The sequence below is a fragment of the Haemophilus sp. CCUG 60358 genome, from assembly GCF_001679485.1.
Classification (GTDB): Bacteria; Pseudomonadota; Gammaproteobacteria; order Enterobacterales; family Pasteurellaceae; genus Haemophilus_D.
On the sequence record NZ_LZOZ01000001.1, the window covers coordinates 38,407 to 53,090 of the forward strand.

Genomic DNA, 14,684 nt, shown 5'->3' on the forward strand with positions numbered 1-14,684 from the left:
CACTTTTGTTTGAGGCTTACTTAACTTGTTCGGTTAAGCAAGGCTGAATTTTATTTAGCATTTCTTTTAAAATACGTGCTGGTGCAGCCACGATATTGCCTGAGCGTAAATAGCCGTGACCCGCATTGAAATCACATACTAAACCGCCCGCTTCACGCACGATTAAATCACCCGCTGCGCAATCCCAAGGTTTTAACCCCATTTCAAAATAACCGTCAACGCGACCGGATGCCACATAGCAAAGGTCTAATGCGGCAGAACCCGTACGACGGAAATCGGCTGCTTCATCAATTAAGTTATTCATGATCGCAAATTGAGTAGGCATCAAGCTTGGTTGTTTGAATGGGAAACCAGTGGCTAAAATCGCCCCGTTAAGTTCATTTTGACTATCTACACGTAAACGCACTTCATTTAATTTTGCGCCTTCACCACGCACAGCAGTGAATAATTCATTACGAATAGGATCGTAAACCACACCCACTTCGGTACGGTTTTTTACACGGATAGCAATAGAAACGGAGAAATGTGGCAAACCTTTTACGAAGTTGGTTGTGCCATCTAGTGGATCAATCACCCATTGAATATCACTGTCTTTGCCTTCTAATGCACCACGTTCTTCACTGATAATTGTGTGATCAGGATAAGATTTTTGAATGATTTCAATGATCTCAGCTTCAGCGGCTTTATCGACGCTGGTCACATAATCATTAATACCTTTTTTACTTGTTTGGATGTCATCACGGCGCTCATAGTTTTTAGCAATCACGTTGCCCGCTTTTCGTGCCGCACGAATAGCGATATTTAACATTGGGTTCATATTTCCACCAGATTTTAAAGAACAGATAAATAGGTCGCCTATTATAAGGGAGTTTTAGTAAATAGCCAGTTGAAAATGTTTAATTCACGGTTTTTCCCGTTTTTTAAAGGAAATTTGCGATCAGTATCGCAAAAATAAAGTAGCAAATTTGGCTTTCTTCTTAAGGAATTTTAAAGTGCGGTCAAAAAAGAAGGCATTTTATGTATAAAGGGATAACCTTATTAGAAACCTTGATTGTATTATTTATTTTAAGCTTAACGTTGACGTTTGCATTACCCAAATGGCAGAAAAACGATCCCAAATATTTTCTCGAAAAAGAGCAACAACGGCTTTATTTTTTCTTACGTAATATTCAAGCGAGGGCAGAAAACTCATCGGCAATTTGGTTTATTTTGGCCAATCAAGATAGGGCGAATCAGCGTTGGTGTATCACTGCTCAAGTAAAAAGCGATCATTTTTGTGATTGTTTTCATCCCCAGGATTGTCCTAAAAACCTTTATGCACATTTTTACTATCCTTATTTTGAAGGAAAAACGATGCTTATAGGCCCTAAATTATATCCGTCAGAAGTGGCGGTGAAATTTAATGGAGCAAGAAATACCATGGAAACGAATTGTTTTATGTTACAGGCTGAAGAGCATCGTACATTGTTCTCTTTTTTCAATGTAGGCAGTATTAAATTAAAGTCTGATCAAGCGGCGAGTGCATGTACAAGATGAAACCATTAAAAGGCGAAACATTGGTGAGTTTGTTGATTTCACTTGGCTTATCCGCTTTATTATTGCTATTGGTTGCACAATTTTATGCCCAAACTCAACAGCAGAATCAGCGTTTAATGTTACAACTCAAACTACAAACGGAATTACAACGTACAATTCAACTCATCGGGAAAGATTTGCGTCGCGTAGGCTTTCGGAGCGCAAACCAAAAACTCATCGAGGATAATCTGGCTTTATTTGAATTGGATGAAAAGGGCACTGCAATAACCATTGCTCAAGCAGACAATGCCCCGTCAAATAGTTGTGTTTTGTTTTTTTATGATTTGAATAGCAATGGTTGTATTGGTGAAAAATACACAAAAAATACCTGCGTAAATGGTGTTAAAAATGTGGCGAAAAATATCGAAAAAGAGCTATTTGGTTACAAACTTAACGGGAAAATGATCGAAACCAAACAAACCTACAAAAATGCAGTAAATGCAGATTGTCGCTCGGCAGAGTGTCAGAGAGCCTTAGCACAATCTACTTGTAACGCTGGTGGTGGATGGACTGATTTATTGGATGAAAAAGAGTTTGAGATCTCTCAATTACGTTTTGATTGGTTAAAGGCAGGGAAAGGGATTGAAATCAAACTCGCGGGAAATCTTGCAACACATAAGCATATTCAATATGAAACTTCGCTTGTGGTGCCTTTATTAAATCAAGAAGAATGATCATGAAAAAAGGGATGGTGACACTGACGGCACTGATTTTACTTTCAGGCTTATTGGCGCTGATCTTATTATTTGATGAACAGATCTTTGCGTTTTTTCGAGCTCAAATGAGTCAGCGAAAATATTATGTAGAACAAAGCCTTGCGTTACAGAAAATCAGTCAGCAGCAACAAAAACATATTTGCCAAAACTTGCCTTTAAATGGTGCTGAAAAAGTGAAACAAGTCTTTTTCGAGTCTAATGGGGCAGAGGATAAAGTAGCCTATTCTGTTTGGTGTAAACGAGCAGAGTTATTTAAGAAATCGCCCACAAAAGGCATTAATGAAAATATGCTGCGAGATTTTATTTCCAGCGAAAAACAAGCTGATTTTCAACCGCACTTTGTGAAAGTAGATACTACTTTAACTGCTCAAAAAACACTACAAGTGTATTGGATAACGCAAAACCAATTAGAAGTTAAAGGGAATGTGAGTGGCATTTTGTTAGCAGAAGGGGATTTAACTTTAACCGGCAAAGGGCGAATTAGCGGTGCAGTGATTACAGGTGGTTCGCTTAAGTTAGAGGAGGGCGTGACGGTGGCTTACGGTAAAACCGTGGTGACAAAACTTGTACAAGAATATAGCCAATGGCGTTTGGTGAATAAAAGCTGGAGTGATTTAAGTGCGCAAGGTCAAAGTGAATAAAGGCATGTCGTTAATGTCACTTTTATTAGCCTTATCGATTTTCAGCGGATTATTTTTGATCTTTAACCGATGGACGAGTGAGCAACGGAAAAGTGCGGTCAGAATTTTTCAAGAATTTCAGGCGATTCAAATTGCTGAAAATCAGGCTCAACGTCAGTTTTTAGGCTTGTCTTGTGAAAATAGCGTAGAACAAAATGGCATTCAATTTGCAATTCAATGCAGTCATCATCAAGTGAATATACGCTATCCTCAAGGTGAATTTTTATTGAAAACCGAGTAAAATAACGCATTGTTTTTGCTTTCAAAAGGGCGTTACTTTGTTCGTTACTTATTATTCAAACCAACCAGAAATTCAAAAAGATATTTTAGTTTCGCTGTTGGAAAATTTACCGCAAGATGATCCGTTTCAATCTGACATTGTGTTGGTGCAAAGCCCTGGTATGGCACAATGGTTACAAATGGAAATTGCGAAAAAACGCGGTGTTGCAGCGAATTTTCAATTCCCCATGCCTTCCAGTTTTATTTGGAAACTTTACGCCGATAATTTGCCGAATGTTTCTACGCAAAACCCTTTTGAAAAAGATTCAACGTTATGGCGATTAATGCGATTAATCCCTACTTTTTTACAGCAAAAAGAATTTGAACCATTAAAAAAATATTTAGCGTCTTCACCTGCATCAGAACAGCAAAAACTTTATCAATTAAGCCTAAAAGTTGCCGATTTATTTGACCAATATCTCGTCTATCGTCCCGAATGGATTGCCGCATGGGAAGAAAATAACGATGAAAAGATCTTGGCTCAAATTAATCAGCAAAAGCAGGAGCTTTCGGCATTAAATCCTACCTTTCTTTCTCAAATTAAAGGCAATATTCACTGGCAGGGAATTTTATGGCGAGCCTTGGTGGATGATGTTCAACGTGATTTCGGTGGAAAAGCAAAACATCGTGCTGCACTCAATCAACAATTTTTAGCATTATGTCGTGATCCCAATGCGACACTCAACTTACCAGAACGTATTTTTATTTTTGGTATTCCAGCATTGCCAACAGTTTATCTCAATATTTTCCAAGGTATTTCAGCTAAAACAGATGTGCATTTATTCTTTAATAATCCATGTCAAGAATACTGGGGCGACTTGCGAGATCTGAGTAAATCTTATTTATTAGAAAGACAGCGTTTCGTGCAAGCAAGTGATGATGTGAAGCCTTTAATTTCAGCCGAGCAAGTGTCATGGGAACCTGCCGACCTTGATTACACTAATCAACAAGAAGAATTGTTCAGCGGGAATCCGCTTTTAGCCTCTTGGGGAAAAATGGGACGGGATTTTCTCTACCAATTAGTGCGTGATGAGGAGAATATTCAAGCTATTTCCCGTGATTACTATGCAGAACTTCCCGAAAAAACGTTGTTAGGGCAGATCCAAAATCAAATTTTAACGTTAAGTCATGGTGCATTAAATGTCGCGAAAAATGACCGCTCTTTGGTCGTGAAATCTTGCCATAGCGCGATGCGAGAAGTTGAAGTGCTGCATGATTATTTGTTGGATTTATTCAATCAAAATCAGCATAAGCCAAAAGAAGAACAGATTACACCAAAAGATGTGGTGGTCATGGTGGCCGATGTTAATCAATACACGCCTTATATTCAGGCTGTCTTTGGTGCGAATAGTGTGGACGCACCCGTTATTCCGTTCTCAATTTCGGACAGTAAATTGTCTGAAAGTGATGTGATCGTATCAAGCTATCTTTCTCTGTTAAATTTAAGAGAAAGTCAGTTTGGCGCGGAAGAAGTACTGGCTTTATTGGATATTCCCGCTATCCGTGAACGTTTTAATATTGCCCTTGCCGATCTCGAACAAATACGTGAATGGGTGAAAGAGTCGGGTATTCGCTTTGGTTTGGAAAAATTGCAGAATACACTGAATTTTAATGCGTGGCAGGCGGGGCTTGAACGTATGACCTTAGGTTATGCGATGCGTGAAGAGCAAGGCGTTTGGCAAGACAGTCTTGGACTTGATAGTAGCTATGGATTGAAGGGGCAATTAGTCGGTGCGGTGAATCAATTTTTTACGGCTTTAAATAAATGGCATCAAGATTTGCAAAAGGCACACAATATTGAAAAATGGCGTGAAAAATTGACTGCACTTTTGACGGATTTCTTTGTGCAAAATGAAGAAACCGCGGATACCTTATTTTATATTCAAGATTGTATCAATGTCTTTGCAGATGATTTGCAGACCGTCAATTTTGAAGAAACTTTGCAAGCGGATGTGATTGCGGAAGTGATGTCTGCACGTTTAGAAGAAACACCAAACAGCCTTCGTTTCTTAGCGGGGAAAGTGAATTTCTGCACGCTTTTACCAATGCGTTCTATTCCTTTCAAAGTGGTGTGTTTGCTTGGGATGAATGAGGCAGATTACCCACGCAGTCATACACCAAATAGTTTTGACTTGATGCAATATCATCATCAAAAAGGCGATCGTGTTCGTCGAGATGATGATCGTTACTTATTCCTTGAAGCCTTGCTGGCCGCAAGATCTCATTTTTATGTGAGTTATGTGGGCTGTTCGATTATTGATAATCAACCTAAAGAACCTTCAGTATTGGTGAGCCAGTTGGTTGATTATATTAATCATTATTCAGACAATGGCTTGAGAATTGAACAACATCCAATGACGGCATTTAGTCCAAGCAATTTCCAAAATGAAGGAGAAATTAACCGCTCTTTTGCGAAAAAATGGTTGCCGATTGCCCAATTCCAAGAACGAAAATGTCATGAATTTGTTGTGCCGATGAGCGAAAATCAAGCGCCAATAACGGAAATTGAGCTCGATCGTTTTGTGAGTTTTGTTGAAAATCCAGTGAAGTTCTTTTTTGAAAAGCAGCTTGGCGTGTATTTTCGAGATGAAGACGATCGCATTGAAGAAAGTGAAAACTTCACGTTAAATGGTTTGGATCATTATCACATTAGTAATGAGTTATTGCATTTAGAGGAAGCGCAATTTAACGATTATTTTGCCAAACAGCGAGTGAAAGGCATCATGCCACGCGGCGAGTTTGCGGAAGTCTGCGCGCAATCCATTCGTGCTGATGTATTGGCTTTTAAAGAGAAAATTAAGGATTATTCTTCACCACATAGTGAGAGTGTCGATTTTGTGGTGGAAACGGCACAAGGCAATATTCGCTTGTTTGGCTATATGGAGCCATTATTTGGCGATGAAAATCAGATAATCGAATGGCGATTTGCAAAATATAAAGATCGTTATCGCATTCGCCCATGGCTTTATTATCTCATTCAACTGGCGACAAAAGAGAACGCACTGCCACCACGCATTATCGCTAAAGATAAGAATTTAACATTAAAAACAATAGAAAAATCAACCGCACTTGAGAAACTGAAAATGTATGTCGAGGCTTATTTACAAAGCCAGCAACAAATTCAGCTCATTCCAACGGAAAATATAGCGAAGTTTATTGAAAAAGATGAAAGTGCGGTCAATTTTGACAATGTTTTAACGAATATTGAATCCCTTGCGAAAGATGATAACTATAGTTATAGAAAAGCCGATCCTTATTGGGCAAGGGTTTTGGGGCAAACAGAACAATTTAAATCGCAGGATGGTCTTTTGCAGTTAGTGAAACAAACCACATCCTGGTTTGGAGAAATGTTGACTTAACGCGGATCTTCAGATCGAAAAGATCTTGGATTTTTGATAAGATATTGACCTAAGAATGATTTTGAAAAGGAGCTAAAATGCGTTGTCCGTTTTGTTCAACTGAAGAAACTAAGGTGATTGACAGCCGTTTGGTTTCTGATGGGTATCAAGTGCGTCGTCGTCGGGAATGCGGGAATTGTCATGAACGCTTTACCACCTTTGAAACGGCCGAATTAGTGGTGCCAAAAATTATTAAAAATGATGGGTCACGCGAGCCGTTTAATGAAGATAAATTGCGTAGCGGTATTCAACATGCGTTAGAAAAACGCCCTGTAAGTTCGGATGATGTGGAAAAAGCCATCAGCCATATTATTATCCAATTACGTGCGACAGGTGAGCGCGAAGTGCCAAGTCATCTCGTGGGTAAATTAGCCATGAATGAGCTGAAAGAATTAGATAAAGTGGCGTATATCCGTTTTGCGTCCGTTTATTTGAGCTTTGATAATATCAATGAATTCACCAAAGAAATTGAAAGCTTAAAGGATTAATATGAGTGACACCTTTTCCCCTGATGACGTGAAATTTATGCAACTGGCTCTTGAGCTTGCGGCAAAAGGGCAGTACACCACCGCACCGAATCCGTCCGTAGGATGTGTGTTAGTTAAGAACGGTGAAATTGTCGGGAAAGGGTTTCATTTTAAAGCCGGTCAGCCTCATGCAGAACGTGTGGCGTTGGCCGATGCCGGTGAGAAAGCGAAAGGCGCAACGGCTTATGTGACGCTTGAGCCCTGTTCTCATTATGGACGTACACCGCCTTGTGCATTAGGGTTAATTGAAGCCGGAGTCAGTCGAGTAGTAGCGGCCATGGCAGATCCTAATCCGCAAGTGGCAGGTAAGGGCTTAAAAATGTTAGCCGATGCAGGCATACCAATTGCGGTCAATTTACTGAATGAACAAGCAGAAGCCTTAAATAAAGGTTTTCTCAAACGTATGCGAACCGGCAAGCCTTATGTGCAACTAAAATTAGCCATGAGTTTAGATGGTCGAACAGCCATGGCGAGCGGTGAAAGCAAGTGGATCACAGGTGAAGCAGCTCGTGCAGATGTACAAAAAATGCGAGCCAAAGCGACCGCACTTTTATCAACTAGCGCTACCGTATTAGCTGATGATCCAAACTTGAACGTGCGTTGGAATCAATTCCCTGATGATTTAAAAGCGGAATATGCCGAAGAGACTGTGCGTCAGCCTATTCGTGTTATTTTAGATTCTCAAAATCGAGTTCAGCCAAGCCATCAATTATTCCATACCTATTCGCCAGTTTGGCTTGTGGGTTCAATTCCACGAGATATGTCTGTATTCCCTGATTTCTGTGAGCAAATTCTACTGCCAGAAAACTATGATTTAGATCTATTGATGATAGAATTAGGTAAGCGACAAGTGAATTCTGTTTGGGTAGAAGCGGGCGCCCATTTAGCGGGTAGCTTGATTGAACAACATGCTGTAGATGAATTAATCATTTATGTTGCCCCGAAACTCTTGGGAGATAAAGCTCGAGGATTATGCCAACTTTCGCATTTGGAAAAACTTGCGGATGCCCCATTGTGGCAACTGCAAGAATGTGAAAGAATTGGGGATGATTTAAAGCTCAGTTATTTACCTAACTTATTAATAAAAGAATAAAAAAATGCTTAAAAAACTTTTCCACTCCGCCCTTTGGGGGCTTGCTGCGGCAGGTGTTATTTTATTTGCCGTTCCTAAGCTCAATAACAGCAGCCTTTTCTCTGCTGATGATATCGTGTCTTTCAACAGTGCCGTGAGAATTGCTTCTCCAGCCGTGGTGAATGTGTACAATCGATCTTTTTCTTCTGCTAGCATTAATGATAGCGAACAATTACAGGTAAATAACTTAGGTTCTGGCGTGATTATGACCAAAGACGGTTATATTCTCACCAATAAACACGTTATTCAAAATGCTGATCAAATTGTAGTCGCTTTGCAAAACGGCAATATTTATGAAGCAAATTTAATTGGTTCGGATAATTTGACGGATCTTGCAGTATTAAAAATTAAAGCAACCAATCTTTCGACGATTCCACAAAATAATGAACGCCAAGTACGAGTGGGGGATATTGCTCTGGCTATTGGTAACCCGTATAACCTTGGTCAAAGTGTGTCACAAGGGATTATCAGTGCGGTAGGACGTAGTGCCGTAGGGGATTCTTTAGGTCGTCAAAACTTTATTCAAACAGATGCATCAATTAACCGTGGTAACTCTGGTGGTGCATTGATTAACTCAGCTGGCGAATTAGTGGGGATCAGCACGTTAAGTATTGGTAAAACAGCTAATGAAATTGCAGAAGGGTTAAATTTTGCGATTCCAATCAGTATTGCAAACGATGTATTGTATAAAATTATTCGCGATGGTCGCGTGATTCGTGGTTATTTTGGGGTACAAAGTGAAATCACCGCTAATTCAAACGGTGGTATTGTGATTACCGGTGTGACAGCGAATAGTCCTGCCGCTAAAGCAGGCATCCAAGTCGGTGATGTGATTTTACGTTTAAATAAACAAGATAACTTATCTATTCGTGACATGATGCAAATTATTAGTGATACTAAACCGAATACAGAAGTTATTGTTACTGTTTCTCGCTTAGGTAAAGTGATTGATCTCCCTGTGGTTATTGAAGAGTTACCATCTAACTAAGGATATATTGTGGAAGTTAAAACCAGTCACTTTTTTGCCTGTTTAGATCGTCTTCGCTTAATTCAGCGTTGGTCATTGATGCGCAATATTGAAAAGGAAAACTTGGCAGAGCATAGTCTGCAAGTTGCCTTTGTGGCACAAGCCTTAGCCATTATTAAAAATCAATTTTTTGGTGGGGAAGTGAATCCTGAGCGTATTGCGGTGATGGCAATGTATCATGACACTTCTGAAATTTTTACTGGAGATTTGCCGACCCCAATTAAGTATTTCAATTCTGAAATTACTCATGCTTACAAAGATATTGAAGCGGCTGCAGAATTGCATTTAATTAGTTTGCTCCCGACAGAATTACAAGACAGTTTCGCGCCATATTTAGATAGCGAGCAATTTAGCCCTGAAGAAAAGCATATAGTAAAACAAGCGGATTTGATTTGTGCCTATATTAAAGCTCAATTTGAATTAGAGCATGGTAACCATGAATTTAAAACAGCGAAAAAACGCTTAGAAAATTTAATGGAACAATGGCACAGTCAAGAAATGGATTATTTTTTACAGGTCTTTTTGCCGAGTTTTGGGCGTTCGATTGATGAGATCGCGTTATAAGCGAAAATAAAAAAGTGCGGTGAGTTTTGACCGCACTTTTTATTTCTTGGATTATTTCAATGTTGCCAAAATAATCTGTTCAGGATCTACGTGTAACCACACTTCTTGCCCCACTTTCCAACCATCTTTGCTATGAATACTCGCACAAAATTCAATTGAACTGTCCTTTATTTGTAGAATTGCTTCTTCATTCTGCATTGAAAGAATTGTTGCTTGGAAGAGGTTATTTTTTTCTTCTAATGGGGTAGAGCTAATTTTCACCCAAGGGGCTTTAAACATGACCATCACTTCTTTTTCAGTAATGAGTCTGAGACGCTCAGCGCTGCGCATGGTGATCGAAACATGTAATGGATAAGCTAAATCCTGAATATTTACTGCAACAATGCAGCGGGAATCCACAATATGTTGGCTTGCCACCTTACCGAAAAATTGATTGCGAGCGCTACTTTGTAAGGAGAATTTTGCTGTTGCTGAAAGAAGGCTGTTTAACGGGATCGTCTCATCTTGCAGAATATGGAACGCGTGCTCTTGTGTTTGTTCGAGCAAATCATAAAGCTGCAGCAAACGCTCAGCATAAGTAGTTAATGAAGTGCCGCCCCCATTTTTCCCACCGATATTACGTTCTAAAAGCGGTTTGGGGCTGATTTTATTCATTGCCTCAAGGTGATCCCAAGCACTTTTATAGCTCACTTTAGCATTTTTGGCCGCTTGGTTGATTGAGCCACATTCTTTAATTTCTTTTAAGAGGCGAACACGTTTTGGATCAATAAATAATTCTTGATGAAGTTTGATCGTTAGTAAAATTTCAGTTTGTTTCATCATCTCCTCCTAATACACAATTCTGTCTATTTTACTTGATCTTTAAGTTTTTCTGTATGCTTATTTAAAAATTCAAGTTATAATTCACTCGTAGTATATTTTTTTATATATAGTTTCATTTATATAGGAGATAAATAATGAAATTAACTAAATTTGCAACCGCACTTTTAATTGCAGGCATGGGCGTATCTTTTGCGGCATCAGCAAAAGTGACTGTGTTTGCAGCAGCTTCAATGACTGATGCGTTACAACAAATTGCGGATCAATACCAAACTGAAAAGCCAAATAATACCGTGGTTTTCTCTTTTGCTTCTTCTTCTACCCTTGCAAAACAAGTTGAAGAAGGTGCACCTGCAGACTTATTTATTTCAGCTAGCAACAAATGGATGAAATATTTATCAGATAAAAATCTCACTGTAAAAGAAACGGAAAAAGTATTAGCAGGCAATGAATTAGTGTTGATTGCGCCGGCTAAAAGTGCGGTTAATTCAGTGGATATTGCTAAAGGTGAATGGATTAAAGGCTTAAAAGACAGTTATTTGTCCGTGGGTGATCCTGCGCATGTTCCTGCAGGACAATATGCAGAAGAATCATTAACGAAATTGAATTTATGGGATCAAGTCAAAGATAAATTAGCGCGTGCGAAAGACGTGCGTGGTGCGTTAGCTTTAGTTGAACGCGCTGAAGCCCCTTATGGTATCGTGTATAGCACTGATGCAAAAGTGAGTAAAGACGTGAAAGCAGTAGGTGTATTCCCGAAAGACAGTTATAAACCGGTTGAATATCCGGTTGCGATTTTAAAAGATCATGACAATGCGGATACCCGTGATTTCCTTAATTACTTAGAATCAAGTGCAGCGAAAAAAATATTTGTTGAATATGGTTTCTCTGTGAAATAATGAGCTCAGACTTTATAAAGAAAGGACAGGAAACTGTCCTTTTTGTTATCTCTAAAGAAATTTCGTCATATCGATATATACACAAGGAAATATTTTGCTCTCTTGGTTTCAATTAAGCCCGATGGAATGGGATGCGATTCACTTAAGCATGAGTGTCGCATTGAATTCTATGCTTTGGAGTTTGCCCTTCGCAATTTTTATCGCTTGGTTGCTGGCTCGTAAAGAATTCTACGGTAAGTCGCTAATCACAGGGATTATTCATCTGCCTTTGGTGCTACCGCCGGTGGTAATCGGCTATTTATTATTAGTCGCCATGGGGCGTAACGGTTTTATCGGCAAGTATTTATATCAATGGTTTGGCTTATCCTTTGGCTTTAGCTGGAAGGGGGCGGTATTAGCTTCTGCAGTAGTGGCATTTCCATTGGTCGTGCGGGCGATTCGTCTTTCCTTGGAAAGTATTGATTTTAAATTAGAGCAAGCTGCACAAACGCTTGGCGCTTCACCTTGGCGAGTTTTTTTCACGATTACTTTACCCCTTTCTCTACCTGGTGTATTAGCGGGTTTAGTATTAGGGTTTGCACGCTCTTTAGGTGAGTTTGGCGCAACCATTACTTTCGTTTCCAATATTGCGGGGGAAACTCAAACTATTCCTTTAGCGATGTATTCATTCATCCAAACACCTGGCGCGGAAGCACAAACTGCACGACTTTGCTTATTTGCGGTGATCCTTTCATTAATTTCTTTATTGCTTTCCGAAGCCTTAAGTAAACGGATGCAGAAAAAATTGGGGCAGGGCGATGCTACACATTAATGTACAACAACAATTAGGTCGCCTGACCTTACGTGCGGATCTGCAATTGCCAACTCAAGGTGTGACGGCTATTTTTGGTTTGTCAGGCTCGGGTAAAACCTCATTGATTAATTTAGTGAGTGGTTTAACTCATCCCGATCAAGGATTTATTCGTTTAAATGACCGCACTTTGGTCGATGTGGAGAACGGTGAGAATCTCCCTGTGCACCAACGCAAAATTGGTTATGTATTCCAAGATGCTCGTTTATTTCCGCATTACAATGTCAAAGGTAATTTGCGTTATGGCATGAAGCATGTCAGTCGTGAAGATTTTGACTATATTGTCCAGCTACTTGGTATTGAACCGTTGCTCAAACGCTATCCGCTTACTTTATCAGGCGGAGAAAAACAACGTGTGGCGATTGGGCGAGCCTTATTAACGGATCCTGATATTTTGCTAATGGATGAACCGCTTTCTGCTTTAGATGTGCCTCGTAAACGTGAGCTCATGCAATATTTGGAAAGTCTATCCAAAGAAATTAATGTGCCGATTTTATATGTGACGCACAGTTTGGACGAATTATTACGTTTGGCCGATCGCGTTGTGCTGATGGAAAATGGCAAAGTGAAAGCCTATGACACCTTAGAAAATGTCTGGAACAGTCCGTTATTTGCCCCTTGGAAAGGTGAATCGGAGCAGAGTAGTGTGTTGGCGTTGCCTGTCTATTTGCATAATCCAACCTATAAAATGACCGCACTTTCTTTAGGCGAACAACAGCTTTGGATTAACGAAGTGCATCATCAAGCGAATGAAAAAGTGCGCGTCTGTATTTATAGTTCCGATGTATCACTCACTCTCAGCAAACCAGAACAAACGAGTATTCGTAATATCTTACGTGGGCAAATTGTACAAATTGTTCCGCAAGAGAATCGCATTGATATTGCGGTATTGGTAGAAGGGCATAAAGTTTGGGCAAGTATCAGTAAATGGGCGTTTAATGAATTACATTTTGCTCAAAGCATGGATGTTTATGTACAAATAAAAGCCATTTCTGTCGTGTAAAATCATTGCTTATAAAATAAAAGTGCGGTCAATTTCAAAATAGTTTTAAAATTGACCGCACTTTCTATTTAGGCTTACTTACCTAAGTTATCAAAGAATTTCTTCACACCGTCTAAAAAGCTTGAAGATTTCGGGCTATGAGATTTTTGCCCTTTCAAACTTTCTTCCAGTTTTTCTAATAATTCTTTTTGTTCTTTATTTAAGTTTACCGGTGTTTCAATTACTACTCGACAAATGAGATCGCCTGCGTAGCCGCTACGTGTAGAGGTCACCCCTTTACCACGCATACGGAATAGTTTGCCTGTTTGGGTTTCCGCAGGAATTTTGAGTTTCACTTTACCGTCTAAGGTTGGGACCTCAATTTCCCCCCCTAACGCTGCCATTGAGAAACTGATTGGCACTTCGCAGTAGAGGTTGTTTCCATCACGTTCAAAGATATGATGTTCTTTAACGTGAATCACCACATATAAATCGCCTGCTGGTGCACCATTTTCGCCAGCCGCACCTTCACCGCTTAAACGTAATTGGTTGCCGGTATCCACACCTGCTGGGATTTTAACAGAAAGGTTTTTCTTCTTATGAACACGACCTTCGCCATGGCAGCTTTTACATGGCTTTTCAATTTTCTTACCAGAACCATGACAAGTAGGACAAACCGTTTCAGTTACGAAGAAACCTTGTTGACGACGAACACGACCAGAACCATGACAGCTTGGACATGTTTCAACTTTCGATCCTTTTTCTGCACCAGAGCCATCACAGCTATCACAGTGAGCAAGTGTATTGATTTGGATATCTTTGGTTGTACCTTTTACGGCTTCTTCTAACGTGATTTGGATGTCATAACGTAAATCTTCACCGCGTACTACACGTTGACGACCACGTCCGCCACCGCCGAAGATATCGCCAAACATATCACCAAAAATATCACCGAAATCAGCACCGCTGAATCCGCCACCGAAGTCGCCGCCTCCCATGCCGCCTTGTTCAAAGGCTGCGTGACCATATTGATCGTAAGCGGCACGCTTTTCTTTATCACCTAAAATTTCATAGGCTTCTTGGATTTCTTTAAATTTTTCTTCTTTGGCTTTATCACCTTTGGTTCTATCAGGGTGATATTGCATGGCGAGCTTTTTGTAAGCACGTTTAATTGCTTTTTCATCTGCGCCACGTTCAACACCAAGAACGTCGTAATAATCTTTCTTTGCCATAATG

The 14,684-nt window shown here is 39.8% G+C and carries 15 protein-coding genes; 12 read left to right on the forward strand and 3 right to left on the reverse strand.

The window, feature by feature from the left end; translation table 11 throughout:
* Positions 1–16: 16 nt before the first annotated feature.
* Positions 17–817, reverse strand: coding sequence for an inositol-1-monophosphatase (gene suhB / locus A9500_RS00190; protein WP_049355386.1), 801 nt, complete (start codon positions 815–817; stop codon positions 17–19).
* A 200-nt stretch (positions 818–1,017) separates the two neighbouring features.
* On the opposite strand from suhB, the gene A9500_RS00195 reads away from it, so the two are divergent.
* From A9500_RS00195 to yfbR, 9 genes are all read left to right on the forward strand, one after another.
* Positions 1,018–1,536, forward strand: coding sequence for a prepilin-type cleavage/methylation domain-containing protein (locus tag A9500_RS00195; protein ID WP_065243458.1), 519 nt, complete (start codon positions 1,018–1,020; stop codon positions 1,534–1,536).
* On the forward strand, positions 1,533–2,249 hold the full coding sequence (locus A9500_RS00200) for a type II secretion system protein J (protein WP_083180196.1): 717 nt from the start codon (positions 1,533–1,535) through the stop codon (positions 2,247–2,249). Before A9500_RS00195 ends, A9500_RS00200 begins: the two co-directional genes overlap by 4 nt.
* The gene (locus A9500_RS00205) at positions 2,246–2,932 is read left to right on the forward strand and encodes a DUF2572 family protein (protein WP_065243460.1); all 687 of its coding nucleotides are present in this window, start codon (positions 2,246–2,248) and stop codon (positions 2,930–2,932) included. Before A9500_RS00200 ends, A9500_RS00205 begins: the two co-directional genes overlap by 4 nt.
* 13 nt (positions 2,933–2,945) lie before the next feature.
* Positions 2,946–3,212: a DUF5374 domain-containing protein gene (locus A9500_RS00210; RefSeq protein WP_049383247.1), complete on the forward strand. Its 267-nt coding sequence runs from the start codon at positions 2,946–2,948 to the stop codon at positions 3,210–3,212.
* Positions 3,213–3,249: 37 nt separating this feature from the next.
* On the forward strand, positions 3,250–6,609 hold the full coding sequence (gene recC, locus A9500_RS00215; RefSeq protein WP_065243462.1) for an exodeoxyribonuclease V subunit gamma: 3,360 nt from the start codon (positions 3,250–3,252) through the stop codon (positions 6,607–6,609).
* Positions 6,610–6,686: 77 nt separating this feature from the next.
* A complete protein-coding gene (gene nrdR / locus A9500_RS00220; protein ID WP_005695670.1) occupies positions 6,687–7,136 on the forward strand; it encodes a transcriptional regulator NrdR in 450 nt (149 codons plus the stop codon).
* A gap of 1 nt (position 7,137) precedes the next feature.
* Positions 7,138–8,268: a bifunctional diaminohydroxyphosphoribosylaminopyrimidine deaminase/5-amino-6-(5-phosphoribosylamino)uracil reductase RibD gene (gene ribD / locus A9500_RS00225; protein ID WP_065243463.1), complete on the forward strand. Its 1,131-nt coding sequence runs from the start codon at positions 7,138–7,140 to the stop codon at positions 8,266–8,268.
* A gap of 4 nt (positions 8,269–8,272) precedes the next feature.
* The gene (degS, locus tag A9500_RS00230; RefSeq protein WP_065243464.1) at positions 8,273–9,295 is read left to right on the forward strand and encodes an outer membrane-stress sensor serine endopeptidase DegS; all 1,023 of its coding nucleotides are present in this window, start codon (positions 8,273–8,275) and stop codon (positions 9,293–9,295) included.
* A 6-nt stretch (positions 9,296–9,301) separates the two neighbouring features.
* Positions 9,302–9,898: a 5'-deoxynucleotidase gene (yfbR, locus tag A9500_RS00235; RefSeq protein ID WP_049370236.1), complete on the forward strand. Its 597-nt coding sequence runs from the start codon at positions 9,302–9,304 to the stop codon at positions 9,896–9,898.
* 51 nt (positions 9,899–9,949) lie between these two features.
* On the opposite strand, the gene A9500_RS00240 is transcribed toward yfbR, so the two are convergent.
* Positions 9,950–10,717 (reverse strand): TOBE domain-containing protein, encoded by a 768-nt coding sequence (locus tag A9500_RS00240; RefSeq protein ID WP_065243465.1) that lies wholly within the window; start codon positions 10,715–10,717, stop codon positions 9,950–9,952.
* 134 nt (positions 10,718–10,851) lie between these two features.
* On the opposite strand from A9500_RS00240, the gene modA reads away from it, so the two are divergent.
* From modA to modC, 3 genes are all read left to right on the forward strand, one after another.
* On the forward strand, positions 10,852–11,616 hold the full coding sequence (modA, locus tag A9500_RS00245) for a molybdate ABC transporter substrate-binding protein (RefSeq protein ID WP_083180179.1): 765 nt from the start codon (positions 10,852–10,854) through the stop codon (positions 11,614–11,616).
* A gap of 94 nt (positions 11,617–11,710) precedes the next feature.
* The gene (modB, locus tag A9500_RS00250; protein ID WP_257005650.1) at positions 11,711–12,427 is read left to right on the forward strand and encodes a molybdate ABC transporter permease subunit; all 717 of its coding nucleotides are present in this window, start codon (positions 11,711–11,713) and stop codon (positions 12,425–12,427) included.
* Positions 12,414–13,469: a molybdenum ABC transporter ATP-binding protein ModC gene (gene modC / locus A9500_RS00255; protein WP_065243467.1), complete on the forward strand. Its 1,056-nt coding sequence runs from the start codon at positions 12,414–12,416 to the stop codon at positions 13,467–13,469. Before modB ends, modC begins: the two co-directional genes overlap by 14 nt.
* Before the next feature lie 74 nt (positions 13,470–13,543).
* Here modC and dnaJ read toward each other — a convergent pair whose 3' ends face one another.
* Entirely contained in the window at positions 13,544–14,680 is a 1,137-nt protein-coding gene (dnaJ, locus tag A9500_RS00260; RefSeq protein WP_065243468.1) for a molecular chaperone DnaJ, read from the reverse strand.
* Positions 14,681–14,684 lie beyond the last annotated feature (4 nt).

Excerpts from the sequence above, each read along its gene's own strand:
- suhB (WP_049355386.1), bottom strand. The coding sequence starts at position 817 with ATGAACCCAATGTTAAATATCGCTATTCGTGCGGCACGAAAAGCGGGC.
- A9500_RS00195 (WP_065243458.1), top strand. The coding sequence starts at position 1,018 with ATGTATAAAGGGATAACCTTATTAGAAACCTTGATTGTATTATTTATT.
- A9500_RS00200 (WP_083180196.1), top strand. The coding sequence starts at position 1,533 with ATGAAACCATTAAAAGGCGAAACATTGGTGAGTTTGTTGATTTCACTT.
- A9500_RS00205 (WP_065243460.1), top strand. The coding sequence starts at position 2,246 with ATGATCATGAAAAAAGGGATGGTGACACTGACGGCACTGATTTTACTT.
- A9500_RS00210 (WP_049383247.1), top strand. The coding sequence starts at position 2,946 with ATGTCACTTTTATTAGCCTTATCGATTTTCAGCGGATTATTTTTGATC.
- nrdR (WP_005695670.1), top strand. The coding sequence starts at position 6,687 with ATGCGTTGTCCGTTTTGTTCAACTGAAGAAACTAAGGTGATTGACAGC.
- ribD (WP_065243463.1), top strand. The coding sequence starts at position 7,138 with ATGAGTGACACCTTTTCCCCTGATGACGTGAAATTTATGCAACTGGCT.
- degS (WP_065243464.1), top strand. The coding sequence starts at position 8,273 with ATGCTTAAAAAACTTTTCCACTCCGCCCTTTGGGGGCTTGCTGCGGCA.
- A9500_RS00240 (WP_065243465.1), bottom strand. The coding sequence starts at position 10,717 with ATGAAACAAACTGAAATTTTACTAACGATCAAACTTCATCAAGAATTA.
- modC (WP_065243467.1), top strand. The coding sequence starts at position 12,414 with ATGCTACACATTAATGTACAACAACAATTAGGTCGCCTGACCTTACGT.
- dnaJ (WP_065243468.1), bottom strand. The coding sequence starts at position 14,680 with ATGGCAAAGAAAGATTATTACGACGTTCTTGGTGTTGAACGTGGCGCA.